General features: G+C 33.8%; 29 protein-coding genes and 1 tRNA gene. 23 read left to right on the forward strand and 7 right to left on the reverse strand.

Translation table 11 applies throughout. The annotated features are described in order from the left end of the window. The first annotated feature begins 503 nt into the window (after window positions 1-503). The 4 genes from rpmH (at window position 504) to AC1RPN_RS00380 (ending at window position 2,187) form a co-directional block, all read left to right on the forward strand. Window positions 504-638 (forward strand): 50S ribosomal protein L34, encoded by a 135-nt coding sequence (gene rpmH, locus AC1RPN_RS00365; RefSeq protein WP_057974157.1) that lies wholly within the window; start codon window positions 504-506, stop codon window positions 636-638. A 64-nt stretch (window positions 639-702) separates the two neighbouring features. After that, a complete protein-coding gene (rnpA, locus tag AC1RPN_RS00370; RefSeq protein ID WP_409021846.1) occupies window positions 703-1,041 on the forward strand; it encodes a ribonuclease P protein component in 339 nt (112 codons plus the stop codon). Window positions 1,042-1,063: 22 nt separating this feature from the next. Beyond that, complete coding sequence (gene yidC / locus AC1RPN_RS00375) at window positions 1,064-1,903, forward strand: membrane protein insertase YidC (RefSeq protein ID WP_481761084.1); 840 nt, start codon at window positions 1,064-1,066, stop codon at window positions 1,901-1,903. An 86-nt stretch (window positions 1,904-1,989) separates the two neighbouring features. Continuing rightward, entirely contained in the window at window positions 1,990-2,187 is a 198-nt protein-coding gene (locus tag AC1RPN_RS00380) for a PspC domain-containing protein (RefSeq protein ID WP_409021843.1), read from the forward strand. Window positions 2,188-2,245: 58 nt separating this feature from the next. Here AC1RPN_RS00380 and AC1RPN_RS00385 read toward each other — a convergent pair whose 3' ends face one another. Then, a complete protein-coding gene (locus AC1RPN_RS00385) occupies window positions 2,246-3,100 on the reverse strand; it encodes an aldo/keto reductase (RefSeq protein WP_481761083.1) in 855 nt (284 codons plus the stop codon). 168 nt (window positions 3,101-3,268) lie between these two features. Between AC1RPN_RS00385 and jag the strand changes: the two genes are divergently transcribed. From jag to mnmG, 4 genes are all read left to right on the forward strand, one after another. Then, a complete protein-coding gene (gene jag / locus AC1RPN_RS00390; protein ID WP_481761081.1) occupies window positions 3,269-3,994 on the forward strand; it encodes an RNA-binding cell elongation regulator Jag/EloR in 726 nt (241 codons plus the stop codon). A 26-nt stretch (window positions 3,995-4,020) separates the two neighbouring features. Then, complete coding sequence (locus AC1RPN_RS00395) at window positions 4,021-4,473, forward strand: MarR family winged helix-turn-helix transcriptional regulator (RefSeq protein ID WP_481761080.1); 453 nt, start codon at window positions 4,021-4,023, stop codon at window positions 4,471-4,473. A gap of 207 nt (window positions 4,474-4,680) precedes the next feature. After that, window positions 4,681-6,069 carry a tRNA uridine-5-carboxymethylaminomethyl(34) synthesis GTPase MnmE gene (gene mnmE, locus AC1RPN_RS00400; protein WP_481761079.1) on the forward strand — a complete coding sequence of 463 codons (1,389 nt, stop codon included), beginning with the start codon at window positions 4,681-4,683 and terminating at the stop codon, window positions 6,067-6,069. Window positions 6,070-6,093: 24 nt separating this feature from the next. Then, window positions 6,094-8,004 (forward strand): tRNA uridine-5-carboxymethylaminomethyl(34) synthesis enzyme MnmG, encoded by a 1,911-nt coding sequence (gene mnmG, locus AC1RPN_RS00405; RefSeq protein ID WP_481761078.1) that lies wholly within the window; start codon window positions 6,094-6,096, stop codon window positions 8,002-8,004. An 85-nt stretch (window positions 8,005-8,089) separates the two neighbouring features. On the opposite strand, the gene AC1RPN_RS00410 is transcribed toward mnmG, so the two are convergent. Beyond that, window positions 8,090-8,935, reverse strand: coding sequence for a DUF6574 domain-containing protein (locus tag AC1RPN_RS00410; protein ID WP_481761077.1), 846 nt, complete (start codon window positions 8,933-8,935; stop codon window positions 8,090-8,092). An 18-nt stretch (window positions 8,936-8,953) separates the two neighbouring features. Continuing rightward, window positions 8,954-10,492: a zinc ribbon domain-containing protein gene (locus AC1RPN_RS00415; RefSeq protein WP_481761076.1), complete on the reverse strand. Its 1,539-nt coding sequence runs from the start codon at window positions 10,490-10,492 to the stop codon at window positions 8,954-8,956. A 381-nt stretch (window positions 10,493-10,873) separates the two neighbouring features. Between AC1RPN_RS00415 and AC1RPN_RS00420 the strand changes: the two genes are divergently transcribed. Further along, window positions 10,874-11,185, forward strand: coding sequence for a helix-turn-helix domain-containing protein (locus AC1RPN_RS00420; RefSeq protein ID WP_481761075.1), 312 nt, complete (start codon window positions 10,874-10,876; stop codon window positions 11,183-11,185). On the opposite strand, the gene AC1RPN_RS00425 is transcribed toward AC1RPN_RS00420, so the two are convergent. Further along, window positions 11,180-11,401, reverse strand: coding sequence for a hypothetical protein (locus AC1RPN_RS00425; RefSeq protein WP_409021835.1), 222 nt, complete (start codon window positions 11,399-11,401; stop codon window positions 11,180-11,182). The genes AC1RPN_RS00420 and AC1RPN_RS00425 overlap by 6 nt on opposite strands. Before the next feature lie 211 nt (window positions 11,402-11,612). Then, entirely contained in the window at window positions 11,613-12,623 is a 1,011-nt protein-coding gene (locus AC1RPN_RS00430; protein ID WP_481761074.1) for a YdcF family protein, read from the reverse strand. A 169-nt stretch (window positions 12,624-12,792) separates the two neighbouring features. On the opposite strand from AC1RPN_RS00430, the gene AC1RPN_RS00435 reads away from it, so the two are divergent. Together AC1RPN_RS00435 and AC1RPN_RS00440 are read left to right on the forward strand one after the other, a co-directional pair. Next, window positions 12,793-13,392, forward strand: a complete 600-nt coding sequence (locus AC1RPN_RS00435; RefSeq protein WP_481761073.1) for a cadmium resistance transporter — start codon at window positions 12,793-12,795, stop codon at window positions 13,390-13,392. A 10-nt stretch (window positions 13,393-13,402) separates the two neighbouring features. Further along, window positions 13,403-13,723, forward strand: a complete 321-nt coding sequence (locus AC1RPN_RS00440; RefSeq protein WP_481761072.1) for an ArsR/SmtB family transcription factor — start codon at window positions 13,403-13,405, stop codon at window positions 13,721-13,723. A gap of 80 nt (window positions 13,724-13,803) precedes the next feature. On the opposite strand, the gene AC1RPN_RS00445 is transcribed toward AC1RPN_RS00440, so the two are convergent. Both AC1RPN_RS00445 and AC1RPN_RS00450 read right to left on the reverse strand, forming a co-directional pair. Beyond that, window positions 13,804-13,876, reverse strand: a tRNA-Ala gene (locus AC1RPN_RS00445). Between the two features lie 452 nt (window positions 13,877-14,328). Beyond that, window positions 14,329-15,777 carry a C40 family peptidase gene (locus AC1RPN_RS00450; RefSeq protein WP_481761071.1) on the reverse strand — a complete coding sequence of 483 codons (1,449 nt, stop codon included), beginning with the start codon at window positions 15,775-15,777 and terminating at the stop codon, window positions 14,329-14,331. Between the two features lie 477 nt (window positions 15,778-16,254). Between AC1RPN_RS00450 and lepB the strand changes: the two genes are divergently transcribed. The 12 genes from lepB to AC1RPN_RS00510 all read left to right on the forward strand — a co-directional run bounded on the left by lepB (window position 16,255) and on the right by AC1RPN_RS00510 (window position 26,251). After that, a complete protein-coding gene (lepB, locus tag AC1RPN_RS00455) occupies window positions 16,255-16,857 on the forward strand; it encodes a signal peptidase I (protein ID WP_481761070.1) in 603 nt (200 codons plus the stop codon). A gap of 49 nt (window positions 16,858-16,906) precedes the next feature. Continuing rightward, the gene (gene rihA, locus AC1RPN_RS00460) at window positions 16,907-17,857 is read left to right on the forward strand and encodes a pyrimidine-specific ribonucleoside hydrolase RihA (protein WP_481761069.1); all 951 of its coding nucleotides are present in this window, start codon (window positions 16,907-16,909) and stop codon (window positions 17,855-17,857) included. A 99-nt stretch (window positions 17,858-17,956) separates the two neighbouring features. Next, window positions 17,957-18,691, forward strand: a complete 735-nt coding sequence (gene rsmG, locus AC1RPN_RS00465) for a 16S rRNA (guanine(527)-N(7))-methyltransferase RsmG (protein ID WP_481761068.1) — start codon at window positions 17,957-17,959, stop codon at window positions 18,689-18,691. 18 nt (window positions 18,692-18,709) lie between these two features. Continuing rightward, entirely contained in the window at window positions 18,710-19,558 is an 849-nt protein-coding gene (noc, locus tag AC1RPN_RS00470; protein ID WP_481761067.1) for a nucleoid occlusion protein, read from the forward strand. 6 nt (window positions 19,559-19,564) lie between these two features. Beyond that, window positions 19,565-20,332: a ParA family protein gene (locus tag AC1RPN_RS00475; RefSeq protein ID WP_409021824.1), complete on the forward strand. Its 768-nt coding sequence runs from the start codon at window positions 19,565-19,567 to the stop codon at window positions 20,330-20,332. Continuing rightward, window positions 20,322-21,203, forward strand: coding sequence for a ParB/RepB/Spo0J family partition protein (locus AC1RPN_RS00480; RefSeq protein WP_409021823.1), 882 nt, complete (start codon window positions 20,322-20,324; stop codon window positions 21,201-21,203). Before AC1RPN_RS00475 ends, AC1RPN_RS00480 begins: the two co-directional genes overlap by 11 nt. Window positions 21,204-21,216: 13 nt before the next feature. Next, window positions 21,217-21,417, forward strand: a complete 201-nt coding sequence (locus tag AC1RPN_RS00485) for a DUF951 domain-containing protein (RefSeq protein WP_409021822.1) — start codon at window positions 21,217-21,219, stop codon at window positions 21,415-21,417. 22 nt (window positions 21,418-21,439) lie between these two features. Continuing rightward, window positions 21,440-22,540, forward strand: a complete 1,101-nt coding sequence (ychF, locus tag AC1RPN_RS00490; protein WP_481761066.1) for a redox-regulated ATPase YchF — start codon at window positions 21,440-21,442, stop codon at window positions 22,538-22,540. A gap of 29 nt (window positions 22,541-22,569) precedes the next feature. Then, window positions 22,570-23,328, forward strand: a complete 759-nt coding sequence (locus tag AC1RPN_RS00495; protein ID WP_481761065.1) for a DUF1129 family protein — start codon at window positions 22,570-22,572, stop codon at window positions 23,326-23,328. Window positions 23,329-23,491: 163 nt separating this feature from the next. Next, the gene (guaB, locus tag AC1RPN_RS00500; RefSeq protein ID WP_481761064.1) at window positions 23,492-24,979 is read left to right on the forward strand and encodes an IMP dehydrogenase; all 1,488 of its coding nucleotides are present in this window, start codon (window positions 23,492-23,494) and stop codon (window positions 24,977-24,979) included. A gap of 240 nt (window positions 24,980-25,219) precedes the next feature. Beyond that, window positions 25,220-25,423: a hypothetical protein gene (locus tag AC1RPN_RS00505; protein ID WP_481761063.1), complete on the forward strand. Its 204-nt coding sequence runs from the start codon at window positions 25,220-25,222 to the stop codon at window positions 25,421-25,423. Between the two features lie 141 nt (window positions 25,424-25,564). After that, window positions 25,565-26,251 (forward strand): response regulator transcription factor, encoded by a 687-nt coding sequence (locus AC1RPN_RS00510; RefSeq protein WP_409021818.1) that lies wholly within the window; start codon window positions 25,565-25,567, stop codon window positions 26,249-26,251. Window positions 26,252-26,254 lie beyond the last annotated feature (3 nt).

Below are 26,254 nucleotides of genomic sequence, written 5' to 3' on the forward strand. Positions count from 1 at the left end.
CTCCTTGTTTAAATAAATCGTAACTACAGTTTAGCATTTTAAAGAAGGGTTTTCCACAGGTTTAAAAAAATGTGTAAAAAATAATAACAGGGTCATTAATAAGTTTTCCACAGGGGTGGGCATAAAAAGATAAACCAGTTTTGTTTGCCATGTTATCCACAAATGAGTGATTGAAATAAAGTATGTTATTAAAGGATTTTCATTAGTTATTAACAGTTTTTAGTTAAGGGTGTGTATAACTTATTAACAGGCTGTTTATTGTGAAAAAGTGTGTGTTCCGAGTTGTGGACGACAAGATGTGTTTCACAACTCATCCACAACTAAAAAATAAATAGCGAAAAAGTGTGGATAACTAAATTACATTGAATTCTAATAATTTTCTTTCATAGAAGAAAGAAGTATGGTATTATATTCCGGTAAGTGAAATTGACGTCACTGGTATCTTATTTTTATCAAGATACCGATTAGTTGAAACATTAAGTATTTAAGGAGGTGCCTAAATTATGAAAAGAACATACCAACCTAAAAAACGTCACCGTGAACGCGTGCATGGTTTCCGTAAACGCATGAGTACAAAAGGCGGCCGTAACGTCTTAGCACGTAGACGCCGTAAAGGTAGAAAAGTATTGTCTGCATAGACCACTGATTTCAGTGGTTTTTTTTATTACAAAGATACAGTATCTATTTAACTGGAGATATTACATGAGAAAATCATATCGCGTTAAAAAAGAAGCAGAGTTCCAAACAGTTTTTAAAAAAGGTCAATCTTGTGCGAACCGAAAGTATGTTATATATATGATGGAAAAACCAGAACAAGCTCATTTTAGAGTTGGAATTTCAGTTGGAAAACGTATTGGGAATGCTGTTGCTCGTAATTGGGTTAAACGCCGTATTCGTCAATCGTTGTTAGAATTGAAACCAGATCTTAAACAAGATTGCGATTTTTTGGTTATTGCTAGACCATCTGTTGCTTGGTTGTCGCAAGAGGAATCCAAGAAACAATTAACACATGTTTTAAAAATAGCTAAAATTTTAGACTAATAAAGTGAGCGAGGGTATTCTTGTGAAAAAGAAGAGTAAGCGATTTTTAGTCCTATTAAGTATGTTGGGGTTAATGTTAGTCCTAGCGGGATGTAGTACAACACCAATAACGGAAAATAGTACAGGAATTTGGGATGGCGGTATCATCCTCAGTTTCTCTAGGGCTATTATTTTCCTTTCAAAATTATTTGGTGGGAACTATGGTGTTGGTATTATCATCTTTACCATAATCATTAGGGTTATTTTATTACCATTAATGATTTATCAAACAAAAAGTATGCGTAAAACAGCTGAAGTTCAACCTCAATTGAAGGCACTTCAAGCTAAGCATTCTGGTAAAGATGCTGCAACTGTTCAAAAATTACGTGAAGAACAACAGAAATTATATGCAGAAGCAGGCATTAATCCTGTTGCTGGATGTTTACCATTATTAGTACAGATGCCGATTTTATTAGCTCTTTATCAAGCTATTTTGAGAACGAACGTTTTGAAGACGGGTGAATTTTTATGGTTACAGCTTGGTGATAAAGATCCGTACTTCATCTTACCAATTTTTGCTGCAATCTTAACTTACTTTGTTTCTAAGTTGGGTGTTATGTCCCAACCTGAAGCAAACTCAATGTCAACGATGATGGTTTATGGTACACCAATAATGATTCTTGTGACAGCTGTTAACTTACCATCAGCCTTGTCATTATATTGGGTTATTACCAATGCATTCTCAGTTGGACAAACATTGTTAATTAATAATCCATTTAAAATTACACGTGAACGTGAAGAAAAAGTACGTCTTGAAAAAGAAAAAGTACAGGCTATTAAAAAAGCGAAAAAGAAAGCTTATAAGGGCCGTAACAAAAAGTAATTTTTGAAAACCAAAGTCCATTTAGTGGCTTTGGTTTTTTATTTTGGATATAATTACATAAAAGGTTAACAAGAGGAGGATTAAAATTGAGAAAATTAACAAAATCTAATAATAGAATTATTGCTGGTGTTGTCGGTGGTATTGCTGAATTTTTTAACTGGGACCCAACATTAACAAGAATAGGGTACGTTCTTTTAAGTGTCCTGAGTGCAGCATTCCCTGGTATTATTGTTTACATCATATGTGCAATAGTCATGCCAAATGCATCATCAAACTATAGATAACTAAAAATGCGTAACCAGAATATATCTGGTTACGCATTTTTGTTTCACGTGAAACATTTTAGAAAGTTGCTGTATCTGGATCTTGAGCATGACCAACAACACCATCTAGAGAGTTGATTTCTGCCATGTCTTCATCAGATAATTCAAAATCAAATAAATGAGTATTTTCTTCAATTCTGTCAGCATGAACAGATTTGGGAAGTGGTAAGAATCCATTTTGTAATGACCAACGTAAGGTAACTTGTGCAACACTGCGACCAATACGATTAGCAATTTTAACCATTGTTGGTTCCGTAAAGATAGCACCAGTTCCTAATGGGCTATAAGCTTCTAATTGAATATTATGCTTGTGACAATAATCAATTGTCTCTTTGGGAGTATCACCAGGAGCTAATCTAATTTGATTAATCATTGGTGTAATTGTTTGTGTTTCTTCCAAAATTTTAAAATGACGAGGACGGAAGTTAGAAACACCAATGGCTTTAATTTTACCTTCATTATAAAGATCTTCAAATGCACGCCATGTTTCTTGAAGATGACTTTCCCAATTATCTTCACGATAAGCAGCAGGATTTGGCCAGTGAATCAAGAATAAATCAAGGTAATCAACACCTAAATCTTTTAATGTTCGTGCAAATGCTGTTTGTGTTTCATCGTACGTATGAGCTGTATTAGCTAATTTACTTGTTAAAAAGATATCTTCACGAGCAACACCGCTTTCGGCAATACCTTCTCCAACACTACTTTCATTGTGGTACATTTCAGCAGTATCTAAATGTATGTAACCAGAAGCTAATGCTGATTTTACAGATGCTTTAGCAACATCACCACTTGGTGTTTGCCAAGTACCAAAACCAACAACAGGAATTTTGACACCATTTGCTAATTCATATGTGTCTGTTAATTTATTCATAGAATTAATCCTCCGAGTTTTTATATTTAGTATTTTCATTATAGGCTGAGTCCTATAGATTTTGTCAAATGAAAGAACTTTTCAAAAAAATCGTTCTGAAAAAGGGTATAGATAAGGGGTCAATTAGTGCTATAATATAACGATGATAATTATATTTGGAGGATGAACATGCCCATATTTACTGGAAAAAATGTTGATCAAGCTGTGAGTAACGGTTTGGCTGCATTAAAGCTTGAAAAAACACAGATTGAAATTAAAATAATCAATGAAGGTAAGTCTGGATTTTTATTTTTTGGCCGCAAAAAGGCAGAAGTTGAATTAATTGAAAAAAAAATAACAGAAAAACCAGTAAGCAAGAAAATTATTGATGAAAAAAAAGATAGTGTTACATCAAAGCCTCTAACAGCAGCAGAAAAAGCTGCTAGAAGTCAACTTAATGAAAAAGCAGTTCATGATGTTGGTTATTATTTGGCCGACATTACAGAATTAATGGGTATTGATACAGAAATTAATGTTCAATTTGAGCGCCGTCAGGTAACATATGATTTTAATACGAGTAAACAAGGATTATTAATTGGTAAACACGGTAAAAGTTTAAATGCTTTGCAATATTTAGCACAAGTTAATATGAATCAAAAAGCAGTTAGCAGAATGAATGTTATTCTAGATGTTGGTGGCTACCGTAAACGTCGCGAAGAAACGATTGAGCGCCTTGCAATTAAAGTGGCCAAGGATGTTATTAGAACGGGTGAGACGGTACAATTAGACCCGATGCCTGCTAACGAACGTAAGCAAATTCATTTTTATTTAGCACGAAATAACCGAATCAAAACAACATCGATTGGAACAGAACCTAAGCGCTCAGTAATTGTAGCGCCTAAAAATAAAAAATAGTCAGTAATAGAAGGGAGTCCCCACCCATGGCTTTAAAACATGATCCAGAAAAATTAGAAGATGAACTATGTTTTGCTATTTACACAGCACAAAAAGATTACAATAAATTTTATACAGAATCACTGAAGGAATTTAGCTTAACGTATCCGCAATATATTACGTTACTTTCATTGTGGGAAACGTCACCTGTTATGGTGAAGGAACTTGGTGCGAAGTTACATCTAGATAACGGAACATTAACACCACTTTTAAAACGTATGGAAAAGGATGATTGGATTCTTCGGACTAGAGATCCTGAGGATGAACGCCGTGTGAATGTCTCATTGACTGGAAAAGCTAAAAGAAGTAAACATAGAATTATGAAACAAATGTCGAATTGTTTTACTTCATTTGATATGACTGAAGAAGAATATCTTGGTTATGTTAATGAATTAAAAGTGATTACTAATAAATTAGAAAATCGCGGTATTCGTGGTTAGTGAATTAGAATCATCAAACAGACTTGTTGACAAATGTCGGTAAAAAAAGTATATTATTGGCATTGAACTTAATATTAGATAAAGTAGTGAAGGTGCTTTATCCACGTCCTTTTAGGGCGTGGAGTGGGCCCTTTTTTTGTTTGAAAAAATTTAAAGAATATGATTAATTAACTGCTAATAGAGCACTTGAAGGGAGTATTTAAAGATATGCCAGAATTAACAGAATTTGATACAATTGCCGCTATATCAACACCACCTGGTGAAGGTGCCATTTCAATTGTTCGATTAAGTGGTGAGGATGCCGTTCAAATTGCTAATAATGTATTTAAAGGGAAAAATTTAGGTAACGTTGATAGTCATACCATTAACTACGGACATATTTTAAATCCTAAAACGGATGAAGAAGTCGATGAGGTCATGGTCTCAGTTATGTTAGCACCTAAAACATTTACACGTGAAGATGTGATTGAAATTAACTGTCATGGTGGTATTGTACCAACGAATCAAATTTTACAATTATTATTAAGTAATGGGGCACGCTTAGCTGAACCTGGTGAATTTACAAAACGAGCATTCTTAAATGGTCGAATTGATTTATCTCAAGCTGAGGCTGTTATGGATTTAATTCGTGCTAAAACAGATCGCTCAATGAAAGTTGCACTAAATCAGTTAGATGGTAATTTAGCACGTCTAATCCGCAATTTACGTAAAGATATCGTAGATGTTTTGGCATTAGTTGAAGTTAATATTGATTATCCAGAATACGATGCTGGTGAAGAAATGACGACTAAATTATTGCTTGAAAAAGCACGTGATGTTAAGCAATATGTTCAAGAATTACTACAAACAGCGCAACAAGGTAAAGTATTACGTGAAGGATTAGCTACTGCCATAATTGGTCGACCTAATGTTGGTAAATCAAGTCTTTTGAATCACTTATTACATGAAGATAAAGCCATTGTAACTGATGTTGCTGGAACAACGCGTGATGTGATTGAAGAATACGTTAACGTTATGGGTGTACCTTTGAAATTGGTAGACACTGCCGGTATTCGTGATACAGAAGATAAGGTTGAAAAAATTGGGGTTGAACGTTCGAAAGAAGCGATTGTTCAAGCTGATTTAGTCATGCTTGTTTTGAATAGCAATGAACCTTTGTCTGCTGAAGATAAGCAGCTCATTAAATTAACACAGAATGATAAACGAATTGTTATCTTAAATAAAACAGATTTACCAGAAAATCTAGATCGTAAAGAATTAGAAAGTATGGTTGATCCAACGGAAATTATTTCTATTTCTGTCTTAAATCATGAAGGTGTGAAGCAACTTGAAGAAAAAATTGCTAACTTATTCTTTGGTGGAATTGAAAATAGCCAAACAACAGTTATGATTACTAATTCTCGTCATATTGGCTTGTTAAATCAAGCTGAGACTGCTTTAGATGATGTGATCACTGGGATTGCTTCCGGTATGCCAATCGATTTAGTTCAAATTGACATGACTAGAAGTTGGGAATTACTTGGTGAAATCACTGGTGATAGCTACAAAGATGAATTACTCACAGAATTATTTAGTCAATTCTGTTTAGGTAAATAATTGTTAGTAAATAGGAGAATATAAATGGACATTAAAACTTATGACGGCCCAGATTATGATGTAATTGTGGTTGGTGCTGGACATGCTGGTTCAGAAGCAGCACTCGCTGCTGCACGAATGGGTAATAAAACATTACTTATCACAATTAGTTTAGACATGGTTGCTTTTATGCCATGTAATCCTTCAATTGGTGGTCCAGCTAAAGGAATTGTTGTACGTGAAATTGATGCCTTAGGTGGCGAAATGGGTCGTAACATCGATAAAACTTATGTACAAATGCGTATGTTAAATACTGGTAAAGGTCCAGCTGTTAGAGCATTACGGGCACAAGCTGATAAACATCTTTATTCAAGTGAAATGAAACATACAATGGAAAAAGAAGAAAACCTAACGTTACGTCAAGGAACAGTCGATAGTTTAATTGTTGAAGATGGCGAATGTCATGGTGTTGTAACAAATACTGGGGCAAAATACCGTTCTAAAAGTGTTGTTTTAACAGTTGGAACGGCTGCTCGCGGTAAGATTATTATTGGCGAATTGAGTTATTCATCAGGTCCTAATAATTCACAACCTGCAATTAAATTATCTGAAAATCTTGAAGCTCTTGGATTTGATTTAGAACGTTTTAAAACTGGAACACCACCTCGTGTTGATGGGAATACAATTGATTACAGTGTGACTGATGAACAACCAGGGGATGTTGAACCTAACCACTTTAGTTTTGAAACACCTGATGAAGATTATATTGATGTTAAAAATCAATTATCTTGTTGGTTAACGTATACCAACTTGAAAACGCATGAGATTATTAATGCTAACCTTGATCGTGCACCTATGTTCTCAGGAATTATTAAAGGTGTGGGTCCACGTTACTGTCCATCTATTGAAGATAAAATTGTTCGTTTCTCTGATAAACCTCGTCATCAGCTCTTCTTAGAACCAGAAGGCCGTTCAACGGACGAATTTTACGTTCAGGGCCTTTCTACGTCAATGCCGGAAGAAGTCCAACAAGATATTATTCATTCAATTAAGGGCCTTGAAAACGCTGAATTAATGCGTCCGGGTTATGCGATTGAATATGATGTCGTGGCTCCTTATCAATTACGACCAACGCTTGAAACTAAATTAGTGAAGAATTTATATACCGCTGGTCAAACAAACGGGACTTCTGGATATGAAGAAGCTGCTGGACAAGGAATAATGGCAGGAATTAACGCTGGGTTACGTGCTTTAGGCCGCGAAGATTTTACGTTAAATCGAAGTGACGCTTATATCGGTGTTATGATTGATGATTTAGTAACAAAAGGGACAAACGAACCTTATCGTCTATTAACATCTCGTGCTGAATATCGCTTAATCTTACGTCATGATAACGCTGATTTACGTTTAACTGAAAAAGGATATGATATTGGTTTAATTTCTGAAAAGAGATTAGCTATTTTTAAAGCTAAAAAAGCTGAAATTGAAGCCGAAAAAGCTAGATTACAATCATTCCGTATTAAACCTACTGAAGATGTGAATGCATTCTTAGCAGAACATAATAGTGCCGCTTTGAAAGATGGCGTGTTGGCTAATGAATTTTTACGTCGCCCTGAGGTAACTTACGCAGACATTGAGAAGTTTATTCCAGGTCCTGACCATGAATTAGACCATAGAATTATTGAACAAGTAGAAATCCAATTTAAGTACGAAGGCTATATTAAAAAAGCACAAGAAAAAGTTGCGAAGTTAAAACGTATGGAAGCTAAAAAAATTCCAACAAATATTGATTACGATTCTATTGAAGGAATTGCGACGGAAGCGCGTCAAAAATTCATTAAGATTCAACCAGAAACATTAGCTCAAGCTAGTCGTATTAGTGGTGTGAATCCTGCTGATTTATCAATTCTTGCTGTTTATATTGAACAGGGTAAGATTGCTAAAGTTAATAATTAATAGTACAGAAATGCAGAAAAGGCACCAATCAAGTATACTTGATTGGTGCCTTTTTAACTTTTTATAATTAGGTTAAGCAATAAACTTAAAATCCAGCTGCAGAGATGATTGAAGCTATGTTGGCTGCTAAACTGACAGCAAATACTGACATAACAATCATGAAAACTAAAGCTAATAGAAGTTGTCCAATGACAACGCCGTAAAGTTTATCTATTTTAAGTGGATTTGTATCAATAATCATCGATAAAATGAAAGCAATACTCATGATAAGGGCCATTAAAGCATACATGAATACAGCAAGGCCTCTCATTCCAAGTAGCATGAAAAGCATACTAAGGACAGCTAATACAAGATTGATCATGAGGTAGTGTGTAAAGCGATTTGTAAATGAAAGTAAGGTATCACTCTTATCGCCTAAAACAACATTACGAACAAAAAATCCAATTAGTATGTAAAAGGCAAAAGCTAGTAGTGTTAAGAAAAATAATTTTGCGTAGACACTACTGTCAATTGTTGGCGCATAGGTACTTTGAGTGTTAAAGAGTCCTGAAAATAGACTTGAATTAACAGATTTAGCAACATTATCCATTATTAATTTTACAAAAATATCATTAAATATGGCGAATAAAATAATTGTCGTAAAGCCGAAATATTTATGACCATTTTCTAAAATTGTGGGATGTTTAATGGCATTTAAGAAATAAGACCAATAATTTGATGCGAATGTTTTAGCTTGTTCAATATTCTCATTTTGAGCTTTAGTATCTTGTTGTTGCGTGTATTGTTGTTGGAATTTTGTTGGTTCTTGTACGTTTTGTGATTGTGTTGCGGCCGTTTCTTGGGCTGGTTTAATGGAAAAGGCAAATCCACAGTTTGTACAAAATTTTACATTTTCTGGTTGTTGTGAACTACAGTTTGGGCATGTTTTCATGATTATTTCCTCCAAAGTTTAGTTGTCTTCAATTTTTTCACTAATTTTTTTAGCGGGTGTAATTGACTTGATTAAGAAGTCATCGTTATTAGAATAATTAACTTTAGCAGTATATCTAAATACTTGTGTTTTAGTTGAATAATTATCGTCACTATCAGTGAAATCGAACGTATAAGTAACATCATAAGCGACATCAAATTTATTTTTATCTGTCGGTGTTACTGATAATACTTTAGCGTCATAAGAGACACTACTGATTGCATCATCATCATGATAATTTTTAGCAATAGTCACCCATGCCTTGGCATCTGCATTGCTTGAGCCATTAACAAAGAAACTGCCTATTGAGCCATAACTATCATTTGAATCCTCATTAGAGTCATCACCATCGATAGTGTAGTCATCAATTTGGGTAAATAAATTGTCTATATAACTTTCTGCATCATCTAGAGTTAACATATTAGGAAAATTAATATTGAATAAATTGCTACTAGAACTATCTTGAAAGCCATTTTCATCTGTATTATTTAAAGTTACGTCGTTATCATCATCGCTACCTGAAATTTGGTATTCACTGGTAACGAGAGTGTTGTCTCCGACCTTTTCTTTAAGCTGCAATCGATTGTTTCCAGAAGAGGCAATAGGGCCAATTGTTGCAGAACCATCATCATCAGTTGTACCAACTTTTTTAGAATTAACATAGATATCAGCATTTGCGATACTTTTAATTCTAAAAGTAAGTGTACTTAAATCTAAATTGACGTTAGAAGTTGAACTAGTGAGCGTCTCAGTCGATTTATTATTTAGTTTAGTACCATCAATAGAGCCAGCTGCTTCTATTGTGTAGTTACCGGGAACTAGATTTGAGATTGTTTTACTGTAATTATCAGAGTCAGCTGTAGCAACTTTTTTATCATTCATCTTGATAACAGCCCCAGAGCTATTCGTTGATAAGTTAACGGAAACGGTTGAAAAGTCAGCCGTATATTTAGGGAATAATAACCAATGTTTACCATTTTCTTTTAAATGAAAATGTGTTGAAGTGCTTGCTCCATTGGTTAATTCGTTTTTAAAAGTTTTAAGAGAGTCTGTACTACCCCATGCATCTGATGCAGGTTTCATAGACTCATCAGTAATTTTTAATGCCGTATCCGATGTTGAAAAATAAGCTTCCATGTTTTTATCGGTTTTTAATGCATCTGTAATTCGTTCAATTTGATTTTCTTTTGAGTAATATTTTGTTCCAGCATAGTAGCCAACAACAATAATAAGAGCGATAATACCAATCAAAATTCTGATGAATTTTGTTTTACCTGAGATGGGTAATTTAGGATTTGCAGTTCGTGTTTGTGTAGGTGGCATTTGTTGTTGTGTTGGTTGAACCGGCGTAACAGGTTGCTGTGACGCAACTGAATTAACACGTAAATCAAAATTACAATTAGGACAGAAATTACCATCCTTAGGAACTTCACTTCCACAATTAGGACAGAATTTTTTTGTCGTACTCCCAGATAAATCATCTGAAGGCGCATAATAGATTTGTTCTTTTTTAATCATTGGATCTCCTTTTTAACTACCTTAATAATATGATTAACTTTGACTACTTAACTAAAAGTTACCAAATCTAGTGTATACATAGCGAGTTTTAGTTTATAAAATAATGGCTAACTCAATCGCATAAAATAGGATTTTAATCATTGGTACTTATGTATTTTTTTAGGTTGTTAGATGCAGAATTAGTAATACCCCCCGTGGCCTCCTTAGATTTAAATTACTAAATCAACGAATAAAGACAAACCTTAAACGAAACTTAAGTTATTTTATCAGCTTAAAAGGTTTTTGTATATATATATATATTAAAAAAAGATAAGCTATAATCTGTTTGATTGTTTTAAAAACCTTTACCATAAAGAGAACCTTTCTGATTAGGAGTTTAATATGCTTAAAAAAATAGGAATTTTAATTCGTGCTAAACGAAAATTATTGAATATGACCATTGAGCAACTGGCTGAAAAATCAAAATCTTCTGTTAGTTTAATTTCTTTGATAGAGCGAGGTAAGTTAGATAATATTAAAATAAAAAAATTATCAGATATTGCTGAAGCGCTGGATATGACGTTAGCTGACTTCTTTACTAATCAAAATTTAAAAGGTGTTGCAACGCTGGATTTGATTAATTATCTTGCTTCTTTACCCAAAGAAAAAAGAGAAGCGACAGCTGAATTATTGCTTAAAGTAATCCGTTTATAAATGATTATCATTAATGATTGACCATGCTATTTCTTCAATAGTGTGGTCAATTTTTTGTGCTTGATAGGCTGAGACTAAATCAATTTGTTTGGTAGGTAAATCTAAAGTTAAAATATCAAAATTGTGAAAATCAATCCTATGGTTACTAAAGTCATAAATTAAAAATTTTAAATCTTGTAATACCTTCAAATTATCGTGTATATCTATCCCATTCATAAATAAAATCTCCCTTACTAAAAAACTGTATAAAAAAAGCATTAGCTTTTATTAGCTAATGCTTAGATTACAACAAAAATAGTTAATTTATAAGACTGATATTAATAAAAATTAATTCTAACGATAGTACTGAGTTTTGTCAATATGACATAAATTAAAGGTTTATCCTTTTAAGTAGATTAATTAATTTAAGTAAGTATTGAAGTAATAATTATTTAAAAAGCTGTTGAAAAATAGACAGTAAAAGGAGCAACAAAATAACTATAAAATGACGATTTTTATGAAGCATTATGATAGCAATGAATTCACGCAAGAACGCATTAGGTAAAAAATACCATGGCGTTTTCCCGCCAATGCCTTGAGCATTTACACCAACCATTCGTGCAAATATTGCAGCACGAAAGATATGGTAGTTATTTGAACTGAATAAAATATGATCCCCTCTATGATCAAGATCAATTATTTTTTTTGAGAAACGCATATTTTCAAAAGTCGTTGTTGATTTGTCTTCTAGTAATGTAAATTCTTCTGGATAACCACTGTCGATGGCCCATTTTTGCATTGCCTGTGCTTCTGAAATAGACTCATCATTACCTTGCCCACCTGAAAAAATAATAATCGGGCGTTTACCGCCTAATAGTATTTGTTTGTCCGCAAAATTGGTAGCACGTTTGATTCTGTTGGCAAGTAGTTTACTAACTTTATAACCGTTGATTAAACCTGCACCTAGTACAATGATGTAGTCTTGATCATATTTTGGACGTCGTAAGCTATATAAAATACTAACAGACAAGAAATTTAAAAAAGCGAACATAAGATATAAGCCAGTCAACGAAGCAAAATTAAATGGTAATTGAAGATACCAAGGCCACGTACTGATTAAAGGTGTCACAAACCAGCGAATGATAAGAACAATAGCAAGTAGTAGTCCAAGCATGTTAGCTAATGAATAACTTTCACGTTTAAAGACTAGTCCAGTATTAATTAATAAAAATGGAATAGTTGCAATTGAAAGTAATATCAAACCTATAGCGCCAACAATGATAATAAAAACAGCGCTATTTTTCATAAAATTGATAGGGGAAGTAGCGAGTACACCTATTAAAGAAATGACAAATATATTGAACAGAAATCCATTAATTAATTGACGTGGTTCTTTGTGAAAGCTGATATACCAAATAGCTAACAATAAAATAGGTAGTAACAGTATTAGATAGTCCATATGAATTCCTCCGAAGTAATAGATAATAAACTAATTCTAGCATATTTTTGAATAAATAAGGTACTAATAAATTTATATTTAACCGTTTACATGGACGTTAACATATGATATATTATTCACATGAACAAAATATCATATGAATAATATATCATATAGAGGAGATGCTATAATGGTCACACTATTAGGTTCAACTGTACTCGCATTCATTTCAACAAATATCGATTATCTTTTAATTCTAATTATTATTTTTGCTAAGTATAAAAATAAACATGAAGAAAAATTAATATTTATAGGAGAGCTACTTGGTAGTGGGACGCTTATAGCAGTTAGTTTGATTGCTGCCTTTTGGTTAAAACTGATTCCTGAAGAATGGATCTTAGGATTTTTGGGACTTATTCCGATTATAATGGGTATAAAAATGTATTTTAGTGATGAAGATGAGGGTAATGAGGTCCGGGAGAAATTAGGAAAACCGGGTCAAGGCATAATTTTAAATGTAATTATGATTACTATTGCAACTTGTGGACCAGATAATCTTGCTATCTACGTCCCATTTTTCACGACATTATCTATTAGGGATGTACCTATTGTACTGATGCTATTTTTTATATTCTTATGTATCATTACATGGTTGAGTAAAATGATTACTAATTTACCTAAAATCCAAGAATTTTTTCAAAATTTTGGTAATTTAATCACTCTAATTGTTTATGTTTTCTTAGGTCTATATATATTATTAGAAAGTGGTACTATTCAGCACTTTATGTAGGAGGAAAATAATGCAACCGTACAATGAAATTCCAAAAAGTGAACTTGATGAATCAATTATGATAACTAAGCTATTGAATAATCGAATAAGATTACAATTAATCTATTTATTGGAACAACATGAATATAATGTAACTGAATTATCAAAGATACTTAATGTTGAACAAACAAACTTATCTCATCAATTAAGTTTATTAAAAACGCATCAAATAATTAGTCAGAGACGAGAAGGAAAGTTAATGTACTATCAAATTGACGATCCGCATATTATTGAAACTATGACAGCGCTGTTGCAACATGCAAAACACGTTGCAAATGGAAAACCTTATTAAATAGAAACGTAAGAAAAAGAGATTAACTTCAAATTGAAGTTAATCTCTTTTTTGATTTTTAAAATCTGTAGTGGTTACTATGGACCCTAACGGATTTGAACCGTCGACCTTCTACTTGCGGAGCAGACGCTCTCCCAACTGAGCTAAGGGCCCGAATAGCTTTATAATACACCAAATAGCCAAAATTAAAAGAAAAAGTTAGTTTTGCTTCTATGTATTTATGCCATTTTAAAATGTTTCACATGAAACATTTTAAAATGAGTAACGATTTTTAAAGATAAAAGGTTTCAAATATCACTTGTTAATAGTAGGGTAAAAAGCATTAAATACCAGTTTTTGATTAATGATGAATAAGCCGAAGAGTATAAGATTTTTGTTTTTAAATAGCAGACATAATCTTATGATGGCGTGATGTGAAGATATTTCCAAACATTAATAATTATTCGATTAATACTCTTTTAGAAGGAACAAATAATAAAATTCAGATTTCTAACGGACTTATTTCCAATCTTAGCAACTTTTATAGATTCCGAACCAGAATACTTTATATATTAAAATCCATAAAAAAAGGTCCCACTCACTTAGTGAGTGGGACCTTCATAATATTATTTATTAACAGTACCAGCAAATGAAGCAGGGTAATATGCTAATGCACCAATTTTAACATTTTGACCAGGTTCTGGAGCAGCGATATATTGGCCACCACCTAAGTAAATACCAACATGGTATGTAGAACCTTGAGCTCCCCAGAATAATAAATCTCCAGGTTGAGCAGCAGCAGTTGATTTCTTAGAAACATTTGATTCTTGTCCAATAGTATTACGGTTTAAGTTAATACCAACTTTTGCGAATACATATTGTGTGAATCCTGAACAATCAAAACCAGAAGGAGTTGATCCACCCCAAACATAAGGAGTACCTATGTATGCTTTAGCAACAGAGATAACTTTGCTTGCTGAGTAGCTTGCTGTTTGTGTTGTAGAGCTTGCAGCAGCAGTATTAGCTGTTGAAGTAGTATTAGAACTTGCAGCAGCAGTATTAGTTGTTGAAGTAGTATTAGAACTTGCAGCAGCAGTATTAGTTGTTGAAGTAGTATTAGAACTTGCAACAGCAGTGTTAGCTGTTGAAGCAGTATTAGAACTTGTAGCAGCCTTAGGTGTTGAAGTAGCATTAGAAGTTACAGCAGCTTTAGGTGTTGTTGTAGCTTTTGCAGGTGTAACAACTTTTTCAGCAGTTGTAGAAGCTACTTTAGCCATTGAACCTGTTAAGTTTAATGTTTGGCCAGGGTTAATCATTGAATTAGAAGATAAACCATTAGCATCACATAGTGCTGAGATAGTAATACCGTTTGATTGAGCGATTGACCATAATGAATCGCCGTTTTTAACAGTAACAGTCTTATTATTTGTAGTAGATGCTGCTTTAGGTGTAGCTGTTTCTACTTTAGGAGTTGCAGTAACTGATTTAGCAGCACTTACTTCTGCTTTAGGAGTTGTAGCAACTGGTTTAGCAGTACTTGTTTCTACTTTAACAGTTTTAGCTGGTGTTACTTTAGCGGGAGTAACAGTAGTACTTGCAGCTACCGCTTTTGAACCAGTTAATGTTAAATTTTGACCGGGTAAGATAAGTGCTGAGTTATCAGCAAATCCATTAGCCGAACGAAGTGCTGAGATTGAAATGCCATTTTCTTTAGCGATTGACCATAATGAATCACCATTTTTAACAGTAACGGATGTTTTATTTACTGAAGTATTAGTAGTAACGATAGTACTTGTTTTAGCTGAAGTACTTTTTTGTGTTGAGCTTGCTTTAGCGTTGCTATCCTTTTCAGGAATATTTAATGATTGACCACTTACAATAATATGAGAATTTGCGTCAATATTGTTTAAAGTTTCGATTGTTTTGATTGAAACGCCATACTTCTGAGAAAAAGCCCAAACAGTATCGTTTGTTTGAACTTTAACTGTTGCTGCATCAGCAGTTGCGTTAGATGCAAGAAGGAGGCCAGCGGTACCAACTGTACCGAGTAATAATGATTTAAGTGTGTTATTCAAGTTGAGTCACATCTACTTTCTTATTTTATTGGATTTATACTACAGTAACTATTGTAACCGGTTAGTGTTGCAATCAAATACAAAAACTATTACAACTTAGCATGATTTTGTAATATATACTAAGTAATGTTTATATATCAATGATAATGATGATTTATGTATTTAACTTATAATTTATTTAATTTAGTAAATCCCATGTGCAATAATGGTTTAGAACACTTTCAATATATTTTAAATTAAAATATATTGCCCCCCGATGTTACAAAGATATTACAGAAACCTTATGTTTCTATACTACTAGAACTAATTAAAACTATACCAGTCGTTTTACATGGTTGCAAATGAAATTTTAAGTTTTAATAGAAAGGGATTTCATTGTCTGGTATCATTTGAATTATTGGATATTGAAAGTCCTTAAATAGTTGGCGTATAATTAACTAAATAAGGGGATAAAAAATATAATGATTAGGTGGAAATATGAAAAGAATAGTTAAAGAAATAATGAGTTGGATTATACCGATTGCAATCGGTTTAATAATCGCGATGCTTTTAAAAACATTTGTTGTCACAATGGTACGTGTTGATGGGCCATCGATGCAACCTAACTTAGTTAATAATGAGCATGTTGCTGTTGTTAAAGTTATTGATATTAAGCGCTTTAGTACTGTTGTTTTTGATGCATACGGCGTAGATCCTGATGCAACTGAGGGTCAAGAGTATGTTAAACGTGTTATTGGAATGCCTGGTGATACAGTAGAATTTAAAAATGATCATGTCTATGTTAATGGTAAAGAAATTGAAGAACCTTATATTTCAACTTATCAAAAAACAGTAGGGACAAGGGTTCAGAACATAAATGCTAAAAACTGGACATTCAAGTCATTGGCTGTAGATAATCAATGGGCTAAAGATACTTCAGCTATCAGAGTACCTTCAGATAAATATTTTGTTCTAGGAGATCATCGTTCAGTATCTAATGATAGTCGTTACTGGGGGTTCGTTGATAAGTCGAAAATTCAAGGTGTTGTAAAAGTACCATTCTGGAATTTTAATAAGGCTGATCATAAATATATTTATTAATTGCATTAAAAATGCAGAAAAATAATTCGATTGAAGAGGAGATTTTATTATGACAAAAACACCAATTATTTTAGATTGTGATCCAGGACATGATGACGCATTAGCGTTAATGATGATTATTGCTTCACCAGAATTTGATTTACGTGCGGTGACAACATCCGCTGGAAATCAAACACCTGATAAAACATTTGATAACGCTTGTCGACTACTAACATTGATGGAACGGACAGATGTTCCAGTTGCTAGTGGAAATAAAAAACCTTTACTACAAGAATTAATGATTGCCGATGCCGTTCATGGAGATACTGGTGTTGATGGAACAGAGTTACCTAAATCTGAAATTCCAGCAACTAATTTAACAGCAATTGAGTTAATTGCAGAAACATTATCTAAAAGTGCTGAAAAAGTTACAATGGTTGTCACGGGCCCAATGACGAATATGGCACTATTTTTAGCTGTCTATCCTGAATTAAAAAATAAAATTGAAAAAATTGTCTTTATGGGTGGCTCAACGGATGTTGGAAATGTTAAACCTGGTTCAGAATTTAATATTGCCGTGGACCCAGAGTCAGCAAAAATGGTTTTAAATGACTCTATTCCAATGGTTATGGCTGGATTAAACTTAACTCATCAAGCACAAATTTTAGATTCTGAAATTGAAGAAATTGGTAAGATTAATAATAAAGTAGCGCAATCAGCCTACGGGTTATTGAAATTTTATGGTATTTACTATGGTCAAGAAAAATGGGGATTCGACGGTATTCCATTACATGACCCTTGTACAATTGCTTGGATGTTACATCCTGAATTATTCACAAGTGAAAAGTACCATGTTGATGTTGAGGTGAATGGTGATCTTACTAAAGGTGAGACAATCGTTGATAAATTTGATTTATTGGGATTAGAAAAAAATACAGAAGTCTTACTATCAATTGACCGTGCAAAATTTGTCGAATTATTAATTTCAAAACTTAAAAAATTTGATAAATTAGTAGGATAGAGAATCTTACAGTTGGCTTGTATTTCTGGCCTAAATACGTTAAAGTTAAACAGGACGTGAAACATCGTTTTGTTTCACAAATAACGGAGGGCCAGTCATATGAATCCAGAAGAATTTCGTCAAGCATTAGCTGAAAAAGACATTAATTTAACAGACAGACAAATGGCACAATTTGAAACATACTATGAATTTTTAGTAATGACAAATGAAAACCTTAATCTGACTGCTATTACAGAAAAATCAGACGTTTATTTGAAACATTTTTATGATTCTTTAACGCCTGCTTTTTATTCAAAAGAAATACAAAGCGAGCCCTTATCTATTTGTGACGTCGGCGCAGGTGCCGGCTTCCCTTCAATTCCACTGAAGATTGCTTTTCCGCAATTAACGGTGACTATTGTTGATTCGTTGAATAAACGTATCAACTTTTTAAATGAATTGGCGGACAAATTAGATATTACAGGGGTTGCTTTTTTTCATAATCGTGCTGAAGAATTTGCAGGTAAAAAAAGTTTATATAGAGAACAATATGATATCGTGACAGCTCGTGCTGTTGCAAGATTGAGCGTACTATCTGAATTGTGCTTACCTTTAGTTAAATTAAATGGTCAATTTATCGCTCTCAAAGCTCAAAAAATGGACGAAGAATTAGTCGATGCCGAATATGCTATCAAGCTTTTAGGTGGTCAAGTTGTGGCTAATCATGAATTTACTTTACCAATTTCAGATGACGAACGTCATCTATTAGTCGTTGATAAAGTCAAATTAAGTCCTAAAAAATACCCTAGAAAAGCGGGTGTACCTGGACGTACCCCACTTGTAAATAAGATATAGTCAGGAGGTCGTCGGAAAATGGCATTTTCATTTTTAGGAAATCGTAAAAATCAACAAGAACAAGAAGATGAAACGAATCAAACGAAGGTTAGTGACATTTCTGTTACGACTATTGTACCCAATCGCTTCCAACCTCGTCGTGTCTTTGATGATCAAAAAATTGATGAATTAGCACAAACCCTTAAAGAACACGGGTTATTGCAGCCTATTATTTTGCGAGAGTATGAGACTGGAAAATATGAGATTATTGCTGGGGAACGTCGTTTTCGGGCAGCATCTTCATTAGGATGGAAAAAAATTCCGGCAATTGTTCAGAAAATGGACGACGACCAAGCGGCTTCGATGGCACTAATTGAAAATTTACAACGTGAGGAACTAACAGCAATTGAAGAAGCAGAGGCCTACAGTAAACTAATGAGTTTAAACCACTTATCACAGTCAAAATTAGCTGAAGATATGGGTAAAAGCCAAGCATTTGTTGCTAATAAATTGCGTTTATTAAAATTAGAACATGACGTACAAACGTCCATTATGGCGCAACAGATATCCGAACGTCACGGAAGAGCAATGGTTAGTTTATCAGCTAGCAATCAAAAAAAATTATTAAAACGTATTTTAAAAGAGAAATTAACAGTGAAAGAAACCGAAAAGTTAATTTCAGCTAATAAAATTAAACCAGAATCAAAAGTGTCTGAAAAGAAAAACACGAAAAAAGGTAATCCTGATAAAAGATTAGTGATTAATACCCTAAAACAAGCGGTTCAAGTTATAGAAAATAACGGTGTAACGATTAAATCAAAACAAGAAAAAACTGATTCAGGGTATCGCGTTATTATTGATGTGATTGAATCAAAAAAGGAGGGTTAATCAAACATGGGAATTGTTATTTCATTAGCAAACCAAAAAGGTGGCGTTGGTAAAACAACAACGAGTGTGAATTTAGGCGCTTGTTTAGCCGAGCTAGGCAAGCGTGTTTTATTAATAGATACGGATGCTCAAGGAAATTCAACAAGTGGTGTTGGTATTGAAAAATCAACAATAAAAAAAGATATTTATGATGTTTTAGTTAATGAATTTCCAATTAAGGAGACAATTCTAGCTACTAGTCATAAAGGATTAGATATCGTTCCGGCAACCATTCAATTGGCTGGTGCTGAGATTGAATTAACACCGCAAATGGCTCGTGAAACAAGATTATTGGATGCCGTTAAAACAATTGAAGATCAGTATGATTATATTTTAATAGATTGCCCGCCATCACTTGGATTGATTACAATTAATGCCTTTACAGCTAGTAAATCAATTTTAATTCCTGTTCAAAGTGAATACTATGCTTTGGAAGGTTTAAGCCAATTGCTTAACACAATTCGTTTAGTTCAAAAGCATTTTAATCCAGATTTAGCCATTGAAGGCGTTTTAATGACAATGTATGATGCACGTACAAATTTAGGCGCAGAAGTTGTGTCTGAGGTGCAAAAATATTTTGCAGAAAAAGTCTACAAGACAATTATTCCGCGAAATGTCCGCTTGTCTGAAGCACCTAGCCATGGGATGGCAATTATTGATTACGATCCTAAGTCGAAGGGTGCTCAAGTCTATATGGAATTGGCAAAGGAAGTGTTAAAAGCGCATGGTAAATAATAAAAAAGGTCTTGGAAAAGGGATTAACGCGTTATTTCAGGATGAACTTGATCAATATGATGATACAAAAGAATCTGTTGTTCGTTTAAACTTAGCTGAAATTCGCCCTAATCCTTACCAACCTCGTAAAACATTTGATGAAGATGCCCTAAAAGAATTAGCTGCGTCTATCAAAAAATCAGGTGTCTTCCAACCAATTATTGTAAGAGAATCAGTCATTAAGGGTTATGAAATCATTGCAGGAGAACGTCGTTTCCGTGCGTCTAAATTAGCAGGACTAACAGATGTCCCTGCAATTATTAGAACGATGACAGAAGAAGCAATGATGGAAGTTGCTATTTTGGAAAATTTACAACGTGAAGAATTGTCTCCTTTAGAAGAGGCAGAAGCTTATAACATGTTGATGGAAAAATTAAACTTAACGCAGTCACAAGTTTCAGAGCGATTAGGCAAAAGTCGTCCTTATATTGCTAATTATTTGCGTTTATTAGGATTGCCCAACTCAGTTAAAGAATTACTCCAAGTTGATCAGTTATCGATGGGTCAAGCAAGAACATTGCTGTCACTTAAAGATAAACAAAAAATTGGGGCATTAGCTAAAAGAACAGTTAAAGAAAATCTAACTGTTCGTGAGTTGGAAAAAGTAATTGCCCAAATGAACGGCGAAATTAAAAAGAATACTAAAAAAGTGAACGAAGTTGAAAAATCAATTTATGTTCAACAAAGTGAGAACTTGTTAAAAGAAAAATTTGGAACACAAGTTTCTATCCAACAGAGCAAAAAAAATCATAAAGGTAAGATAGAAATTGACTACTTATCAACGGATGATTTGAACCGTATTTTGGACTTACTTGATATTTCACTAGACTAGGAGGTTAGTCAGTATGTATGACTTACATGATATTGTTGAAATGAAAAAACCACATCCTTGTGGGACTAACCGCTGGGAAATCGTGCGAATGGGAATGGATATTCGCATTAAGTGTTTAGGATGCGGGCACCTTATTCTATTACCTAGACGAGAATTTGAAAAAAAGATGAAAAAAATGTTAGAAAAAGCAACAACAGAAGATAATACAAAATAAATGAAAAGAGTGACGTCTAATTATGGCATTAACGGCAGGAATCGTAGGATTACCAAACGTAGGTAAATCAACTTTATTTAACGCAATTACAAAAGCAGGCGCGGAAATGGCTAATTACCCATTTGCGACAATCGATCCAAACGTTGGGATGGTTGAAGTTCCAGATAAACGATTAGCACGTATCGATGAAGTAGTCCCTGCTAAAAAAATTATTCATACAACTTTTGAATTTACGGATATTGCCGGTATTGTTAAAGGCGCAAGTAAAGGTGAAGGACTTGGTAATAAATTTTTAGAAAATATTCGTCAAGTTGATGCTATTGTGCACGTTGTTCGTGCATTTGACGATGATAATATCACACATGTTTCTGATAAAGTGGATCCAATGGACGATATTGAAACAATCAACTTAGAACTTGTTTTTGCAGATTTAGATAGTGTGACAAAACGTTATGCTAAAGTTGAAAAAGTGGCTAGAACAAAAGATAAAGATGCGTTGGCTGAATTCAGTATTTTACAAAAAATCAAACCAGTTCTTGAAGCTGGACATGCCGTTCGCTCAATTGAATTTGATGAAGAAGAAGAAAAATATGTTAAAGGTATGTTTTTATTAACGAACAAACCAGTTCTTTATGTCGCTAATATTGCTGAAGATGACATGGCTGACCCAGATGCTAATAAGTATGTAAAATTAATTGAAGCCTTTGCAAAAGAAGAAGGTTCAGAATGTTTAGCCGTTTCTGCTAAAACAGAAGAAGAAATTGCTGAACTAGATGATGAAGATAAACTTGATTTCCTTGAAGCTGCTGGTGTTGAAGAATCAGGACTTGATCGCTTAATCAGGGCATCTTATAAATTACTAGGTTTAGCAACTTTCTTTACTGCTGGTGGTGCCGAAACACGAGCATGGACCTTTAAACAAGGGATGAAAGCACCTCAAGTTGCCGGAATTATCCATTCAGATTTTGAACGTGGATTTATCCGTGCTGAAACAATGTCATTTGCTGATTTAGATAAAAATGGAAGCGTCGCAGCAGTTCGTGAAGCTGGTCGTTTACGTTCCGAAGGTAAAGAATATGTCGTACAAGATGGCGATATTATTGAGTTCAGATTTAACGTCTAAATAAAATAAGTCAGTAGGGGTTGTTAGTCATGTCAGAAGAAAACAAAGTCGAAGAAACATCAGTTGAAGAGAGAAATGCGACAGCTGCAGCAAAACAAAAAGAACATTTAGAAAAAGAAACGAAGTTACAGGATAAAGGACCCTTTGCGGGATTAACGAAGCGTAATGAAGATTATGTTTACCGTTTAAATAGTATTTTGAAAGATTCAAAAATTAATGATGAAAAACGAAATACGGTCATTGGTGAAATTGTTGCAGAACTTCGCACCGAACAGCATAAAGGTGTAACAGCAACTAAACTATATGGTCCTGTTAGTACAAAAGCAACTGATATCATTATGGGCCCACAGAAAAAAGCTGCAGAACCAACAAGTAGTTTTTGGTTAACAGCTTTAGATAATGGGTTGATGATGTTATTAATTTTTGCTGGTATGTACGGTGTTATGGGATTAATGAGTAAAACAAGTACGCAAGCAGAAGCTTCTGGTGCTGGTGGATTATTAACACTACTAATCACATCAATTTTGGGTGGTATTGGAGCAGCGCTCTTCTACAAAAAATATGGCCCAAACGTCAAAAAAGAAGACAAACCAGCTTTCTGGGTTACATTACTAGTATTTGTAGCCTTTCTTGCAGTATGGATTCTTGCCTACATGTTAGTGGCATTGATTCCAGGACCACTTAATGCATTGTTGCCAGCCCCTGTTTATCTTGTAATTGCATTAATCGCATTTGCAGTTAGAATTTACGTTAAACGTCGCTATAATATCAACCGAACAATGTTTTAAATTGATTGATATCTTGAAAAGAGTTCAGGTAAAATTTTTGAACTCTTTTTTGTTACAGTTAAAAACGATTATAGGTTAATAAGAATCGGACGATAACCTTGACCAATGTTGAGTTTATCTGGTATGTTAGTAAACAAAATAAAAGTAGAAAGCTGGTTTTAAAATGTCAAATTGGGAAACGAAGTTCGTTAAAAAAGGATTTACTTTTGATGACGTGTTGTTAATACCTGCAGAAAGTCATGTATTACCGAACGAGGTTGATATCAGTGTACAATTAGCTAAGAATATCAAATTAAATGTCCCAATTTTAAGTGCTAGCATGGATACTGTTACAGATTCTAAAATGGCGATTGCTATGGCTCGCCAAGGTGGCTTAGGTGTTATTCATAAAAATATGAGTATCGAACAACAAGCTGAAGAAGTCAGAAAAGTAAAACGTTCTGAAAGTGGCGTTATTATTGATCCTTTCTATTTAACACCGCAACATTCTGTTGCAGATGCTGAACAATTGATGAAACGTTACCGTATTAGTGGTGTTCCAATCGTTGAAACATTAGAAAATCGCTTATTGATTGGTATCATTACGAATCGTGATCTACGTTTTGTTTCTGATATGTCAGTCCTAATTGATAGTGTTATGACTAAAGAAGGATTAGTAACAGCTGCGGAAGGTACTTCGCTTAAAGAAGCTGAAAAAATACTCCAAAAAAATAAAATTGAAAAATTACCAATCATTGATAAAAATGGTCGTTTAACTGGTTTAATAACAATTAAAGATATCGAAAAAGTTGTTGAATTTCCTAACGCAGCTAAAGATGAACATGGCCGCTTACTTGCTGCTGCCGCTGTTGGTGTTACAAGTGATACATTTGAACGTGCTACAGCTTTACTAGATGCTGGTGTTGATGCTTTAGTTATCGATACTGCTCATGGTCATTCAGCCGGTGTTATCCGTAAAATTACTGAAATCAGAGCACAATTCCCAGAAGCAACTTTAATCGCAGGTAATGTCGCAACTGGCGAAGCAACTCGTGCCCTTTATGATGCTGGCGTTGATGTTGTTAAAGTTGGAATAGGACCTGGATCAATCTGTACAACACGGATTGTTGCTGGTGTTGGTGTTCCGCAATTAACAGCTATTTATGACGCTGCTGAAGTAGCTCGTGAATATGGTAAAACAATCATCGCTGATGGGGGTATTAAATACTCTGGTGATATCGTTAAAGCCCTTGCTGCCGGTGGTAACGCTGTGATGTTAGGTAGTATGTTAGCTGGAACTGATGAAGCTCCTGGTGAATTTGAAATTTATGAAGGTCGTCGTTTCAAAGTTTACCGAGGTATGGGAAGTTTAGCAGCTATGGAACAATCAAATGGTTCTTCTGATCGTTACTTCCAAAGTGGCGTAAATGAAGCTAATAAGTTAGTGCCAGAAGGTATTGAAGGTCGTGTATCATACAAGGGTAGTTTAGCTGATATTGTTTTCCAAATGGTTGGAGGCTTACATTCAGGTATGGGTTACGTTGGTGCTGGAACATTGAAGGCATTACAAGATGACGCACAATTTGTTCAAATTTCAGGTGCTGGTTTAATTGAATCACATCCACATGATGTTCAAATTACCAAAGAAGCACCTAATTACTCAGTTAAATAATAATTAAAAAGGCGTGATTTCTTTCAGATGAAAGAAGTTACGTCTTTTTTAATGGAGAGTTTTAAATTATAAATAAGACTCTAATGATTAATCATGATTTGATGCAAAATCATTGTATACAGTAAAAGGAATACGACATTAGTTAGAAATATTAATTTACTTAAAAATAAGTATCAATTGTGGAAGTATTTAAATTTATAGACTACACTACGAGTATAAATATTATAGGGGGTTACGAATATGTTAATTATTGATTACGTTCATGGGGAACAGCTACAAGCAACTTATAAAACGGCAGCAGCTTTTGTTGCGATGATGCAATTGGAAGTACCTGAGTTTGAAGATTATTATAAAATTACTAAAGTAACGGAATCTGGTAAAGAGATTGAGTTATCAGATAAAACAATGGGCGGTTTATTTAACTACTTATTAGAACGTGGATAATAAAAAATGGAAAGCTTTCGTTTTTTACGAAAGCTTTTTTTGTACTACTTAGATTAAGTAGATTTAACCAATTCTTTAAAGTTATCGTGTGTGATATTTGATACAATATACTATAAGTAAAGAAAAGTCAGGAGATATCCAATGAAAATTTTAGTTGTAGATGATGAAAAAGAAATCGTTGATTTAATCTCTATTTATTTAAAAAATGAAGGTTACGAAGCAATTACTGCTCAAAATGGACTTGAAGCGATTGAAAAATTAGAAGAAATGCCAGAAATCGGTGTAATGATTCTCGACGTTATGATGCCTAAAATGAACGGAATGGATGTCATTAAAGAGGTTCGTAAAACTTCAGAAATTCCAATATTAATGGTTTCTGCTAAAACAGAAGATATGGACAAAATTCGTGGACTGATTACAGGTGCTGATGATTATGTTGTTAAGCCATTTAACCCATTAGAAATTATGGCACGTGTTAAATCATTACTCCGTCGTAGCCAAAACTCGAATCCGGCACCTGATGTTGCACTTGAAATAGGACCGCTAATTATTAAAAAAGATTCTCATGAAGTTCAAACAGTTGAAGGTAGTGATATTCAATTAACTGCTTTAGAATTCGGTATTTTATATTTATTAGCCTCACATCCAAATCATGTGTACTCTGCGGATGATATTTTTGAACAAGTTTGGCAACAAGAATCAATTATTTCTGCCAAAACAGTAATGGTCCATGTGAGCCATTTACGTGATAAAATTGAAGCAGCAACAAACGGTGATGATATTATCAAAACCGTCTGGGGCGTTGGATACAAGATAGAAATGCATTAGTGA

It is taken from the genome of Dellaglioa sp. CoH-57-MRSF-20 (assembly GCF_056781955.1).

Coding starts and splice junctions, on each gene's coding strand:
- rpmH (WP_057974157.1), top strand. CDS start 504: ATGAAAAGAACATACCAACCTAAAAAACGTCACCGTGAACGCGTGCAT.
- rnpA (WP_409021846.1), top strand. CDS start 703: ATGAGAAAATCATATCGCGTTAAAAAAGAAGCAGAGTTCCAAACAGTT.
- AC1RPN_RS00385 (WP_481761083.1), bottom strand. CDS start 3,100: ATGAATAAATTAACAGACACATATGAATTAGCAAATGGTGTCAAAATT.
- jag (WP_481761081.1), top strand. CDS start 3,269: ATGCCCATATTTACTGGAAAAAATGTTGATCAAGCTGTGAGTAACGGT.
- AC1RPN_RS00395 (WP_481761080.1), top strand. CDS start 4,021: ATGGCTTTAAAACATGATCCAGAAAAATTAGAAGATGAACTATGTTTT.
- mnmE (WP_481761079.1), top strand. CDS start 4,681: ATGCCAGAATTAACAGAATTTGATACAATTGCCGCTATATCAACACCA.
- mnmG (WP_481761078.1), top strand. CDS start 6,094: ATGGACATTAAAACTTATGACGGCCCAGATTATGATGTAATTGTGGTT.
- AC1RPN_RS00410 (WP_481761077.1), bottom strand. CDS start 8,935: ATGAAAACATGCCCAAACTGTAGTTCACAACAACCAGAAAATGTAAAA.
- AC1RPN_RS00415 (WP_481761076.1), bottom strand. CDS start 10,492: ATGATTAAAAAAGAACAAATCTATTATGCGCCTTCAGATGATTTATCT.
- AC1RPN_RS00420 (WP_481761075.1), top strand. CDS start 10,874: ATGCTTAAAAAAATAGGAATTTTAATTCGTGCTAAACGAAAATTATTG.
- AC1RPN_RS00425 (WP_409021835.1), bottom strand. CDS start 11,401: ATGAATGGGATAGATATACACGATAATTTGAAGGTATTACAAGATTTA.
- AC1RPN_RS00430 (WP_481761074.1), bottom strand. CDS start 12,623: ATGGACTATCTAATACTGTTACTACCTATTTTATTGTTAGCTATTTGG.
- AC1RPN_RS00435 (WP_481761073.1), top strand. CDS start 12,793: ATGGTCACACTATTAGGTTCAACTGTACTCGCATTCATTTCAACAAAT.
- AC1RPN_RS00440 (WP_481761072.1), top strand. CDS start 13,403: ATGCAACCGTACAATGAAATTCCAAAAAGTGAACTTGATGAATCAATT.
- lepB (WP_481761070.1), top strand. CDS start 16,255: ATGAAAAGAATAGTTAAAGAAATAATGAGTTGGATTATACCGATTGCA.
- rihA (WP_481761069.1), top strand. CDS start 16,907: ATGACAAAAACACCAATTATTTTAGATTGTGATCCAGGACATGATGAC.
- rsmG (WP_481761068.1), top strand. CDS start 17,957: ATGAATCCAGAAGAATTTCGTCAAGCATTAGCTGAAAAAGACATTAAT.
- noc (WP_481761067.1), top strand. CDS start 18,710: ATGGCATTTTCATTTTTAGGAAATCGTAAAAATCAACAAGAACAAGAA.
- AC1RPN_RS00475 (WP_409021824.1), top strand. CDS start 19,565: ATGGGAATTGTTATTTCATTAGCAAACCAAAAAGGTGGCGTTGGTAAA.
- AC1RPN_RS00480 (WP_409021823.1), top strand. CDS start 20,322: ATGGTAAATAATAAAAAAGGTCTTGGAAAAGGGATTAACGCGTTATTT.
- AC1RPN_RS00485 (WP_409021822.1), top strand. CDS start 21,217: ATGTATGACTTACATGATATTGTTGAAATGAAAAAACCACATCCTTGT.
- ychF (WP_481761066.1), top strand. CDS start 21,440: ATGGCATTAACGGCAGGAATCGTAGGATTACCAAACGTAGGTAAATCA.
- AC1RPN_RS00495 (WP_481761065.1), top strand. CDS start 22,570: ATGTCAGAAGAAAACAAAGTCGAAGAAACATCAGTTGAAGAGAGAAAT.
- guaB (WP_481761064.1), top strand. CDS start 23,492: ATGTCAAATTGGGAAACGAAGTTCGTTAAAAAAGGATTTACTTTTGAT.
- AC1RPN_RS00505 (WP_481761063.1), top strand. CDS start 25,220: ATGTTAATTATTGATTACGTTCATGGGGAACAGCTACAAGCAACTTAT.
- AC1RPN_RS00510 (WP_409021818.1), top strand. CDS start 25,565: ATGAAAATTTTAGTTGTAGATGATGAAAAAGAAATCGTTGATTTAATC.